The following is a 3,002-nucleotide window of genomic DNA, read 5'->3' as shown; positions in this document are numbered from 1 at the left end:
TTTAAATTAACGAAAACACATTTACTTCAGCAGGAATTATTCCGTCGATTTGCGGAAACTGAAATAAAACCCATTGCAGAAGAAATGGACGAAACAGAAGAATTCAATCTGGAACTGGTAGAAAAGCTGAAGAAGTATGGCTTGATGGGAATCCCCTATTCAAGAGATTACGGCGGAGTAGGCGGAGACTATCTGGGATATGCATTATGCATGGAAGAGATCTCAAAGGTAGACGCCAGCACCGGAATCACCATTTCCGTACACACATCGTTATGCTGCTCCTGCATCAATGATTTCGGAACAGAAGAACAGAAACAAAAATGGCTGAGACCATTAGTTGACGGATCAAAGGTAGGCTGCTTCGGATTGACAGAGCCAAATGCAGGAACAGATGCTGCAGGACAGCAGACAAAGGCTGTTTTGGATGGTGACGAATATGTAATCAACGGTGCTAAGATCTTTACAACCAATTCCGGATTTGCTGATACATTTGTAGTTTTCGCTATGACAGATAAAGCAAAGGGAACAAAGGGAATTTCTGCTTTTGTAATTGACAGAAATACACCGGGCCTGACTGTTGGAAAGAACATCCACAGAATGGGTATCAGAGCTGCTTCCAACTGCGAAGTTGCCTATGAAAACGTACGTATTCCGGTATCCCAGAGACTTGGAAAAGAAGGCGACGGATTCAAGATTGCCATGAAAGCCCTTGACGGCGGAAGAATCGGTATTGCCGCACAGTCAGTAGGAATCGCACAGGGCGCATTGAATGAAGCTATTAAATATGTGAAAGAAAGAAAGCAGTTCGGAAAGAGAATTTCCTCCTTCCAGAACACCCAGTTCAAAGTAGCTGAGCTGCAGACAAAGATAGATGCTGCAAGACTGATGACCTGGAGAGCTGCTGTAGCAAAGGACAATAAGGAAAACTATGGTCCAATGGCAGCCATGGCGAAGCTATTTGCATCAGAGATGGTAAATGACGTAACGAGAGCTTGTGTACAGCTGATGGGCGGATACGGATACTCCAGAGAATATCCGGTAGAAAGAATGATGAGAGATGCCAAGATCACGGAGATCTACGAAGGAACCTCAGAAGCCATGAAGATGGTAATCGCCGGATCCATGAAGATAAACTAATAGAAAGTTGAAAGGAGAACTATGATGAAAATCGTTGTATGCATAAAACAAGTACCAGACACCAATGAAGTAAAACTGGATCCAGTAACCAATACACTGATCAGAGAAGGTGTACCAAGCATTATTAACCATGATGACAAATCAGGGATCGAAGCAGCACTTCAGCTGAAAGAAAAGGTTGGAGGAACTGTAACCGTTGTTTGCATGGGTCCTCCGCAGGCAGACGTTGCTCTCCGAGAAGCACTGGCAATGGGTTGTGATGAGGCTGTATTAGTATCCGCAAGAGAATTCGGCGGATCCGATACTTATGCAACTGCTACGATCATTGCAGCAGCGCTGAAGAAGATCGGTTATGACCTGGTCATCACCGGACGTCAGGCTATCGACGGAGATACGGCACAGGTAGGTCCTCAGATTGCTGAGAACCTTCATATTCCACAGGTTTCCTATGCAGAAGAAATCAATGTGGAAGGCGACAAAGTAATCGTTAAGAGACAGTATGAAGATAGATACCACATCATCGAGGTGAAGACTCCTTGTCTTTTGACCGCACTTCAGGAACTGGCAGTTCCAAGATACATGCACGCAAGAGGTGTTGTTGAGGCTTACGAAAAGGAAATCAAGGTGTTAGGCTTTGAAGAACTGAAAGACTCCTTAGTTCTTGAACATATCGGACTAAAAGGATCACCGACAAACGTATTCAAGTCCTTCACAAAACAGGCCAAAGGCCAGGGCACACTGCATGCAGATCTCAGTGTTGATGAAGCAGTACAAGTTATCATTGATAAGCTGGAAGAAAGACATATCATCTAAAAGATTGAAGAAGGAGGAAACCTGAAATGAGTAAAGATATTTATGTAATCGTAGAGCAAAGAGATGGCGTTATCGCTAAGGTAGGTCTGGAGCTTATCGGCGAAGCCACAAGGCTTGCCGCTGATTTAGGTCAGAAGGTTGTAGGCGTTTTGCTTGGAAATAATATTAAGGACAAAGCACAGAACCTCATCGCATACGGTGCTGATGAAGTGGTATATGTAGAAGATCCAATGCTTGCTGAATATGTAACAGAACCCTATGCAAAAGCATTGACTGCTGTTATTAAGGAATGCGATCCTGAAATCGTACTGTTCGGTGCAACTTCCATCGGAAGAGACCTTGCACCAAGAGTAGCATCCAGAGTACACACAGGACTGACTGCAGACTGCACAAAGCTTGACATCGATGTATTCAAAGCAAATGACGAAGATCCGGGACAGAAGCTGTTATTCATGACTCGTCCTGCTTTCGGAGGAAACATCATGGCTACCATCCTGTGCAAAAACTACAGACCTCAGATGGCTACCGTAAGACCTGGCGTAATGAAGAGACTGGAAAAGGATGCATCAAGAACAGGAAACATCAGAGAAATCAAAGTGGAATTCGTTCCATCCGATATGAACGTCGTGATCAGAGAAGTTGTAAAGGAAACCCACAAGAAATCTGACATTACGGAAGCAAAATGCCTGGTATCCGGCGGACGTGGTATCGGCGGACCCGAATTCTTCGGAACATTAAAAGAGCTTGCTGATCTGCTGGGCGGAGACATTTCCTCCTCCAGAGCCAACGTAGATGCAGGCTGGGCTGCCAAGGACAGACAGGTAGGTCAGACCGGAAAGACCGTTAGACCTGACCTCTATCTGGCTTGCGGTATCTCCGGTGCTATCCAGCACGTTGCCGGTATGGAAGGTTCCGAATGTGTTATCGCTATCAATAAGAATGACACCGCTCCGATCTTCGATGTTGCAGACGTTGGTATCGTTGGTGACGTAAAAGTTATCATTCCCAAATTAACAGAAGCATTAAAGAAATACAAGGCATCAAACGAATAA

Annotated in this window: 3 protein-coding genes; all 3 read left to right on the top strand. The window is 44.8% G+C overall.

What is annotated here, in order from left to right:
• Positions 1 to 1,137 (top strand): acyl-CoA dehydrogenase (locus KCX82_RS22750; RefSeq protein ID WP_227020727.1); only part of this gene is annotated, 1,137 nt, incomplete at its 5' end.
• Between the two features lie 24 nt (positions 1,138 to 1,161).
• Positions 1,162 to 1,950: an electron transfer flavoprotein subunit beta/FixA family protein gene (locus KCX82_RS22745; RefSeq protein ID WP_227020726.1), complete on the top strand. Its 789-nt coding sequence runs from the start codon at positions 1,162 to 1,164 to the stop codon at positions 1,948 to 1,950.
• Between the two features lie 26 nt (positions 1,951 to 1,976).
• Positions 1,977 to 3,002 carry an electron transfer flavoprotein subunit alpha/FixB family protein gene (locus tag KCX82_RS22740; protein ID WP_227020725.1) on the top strand — a complete coding sequence of 342 codons (1,026 nt, stop codon included), beginning with the start codon at positions 1,977 to 1,979 and terminating at the stop codon, positions 3,000 to 3,002.

Origin of the sequence: Sinanaerobacter chloroacetimidivorans, assembly GCF_018128545.1 — a bacterium.
GTDB classification, from domain to species: Bacteria; Bacillota; Clostridia; order Peptostreptococcales; family Anaerovoracaceae; genus Sinanaerobacter; species Sinanaerobacter chloroacetimidivorans.
Note: the sequence above shows the minus strand (reverse complement) of the source record. Positions and strands in the feature narration are given on the sequence as shown.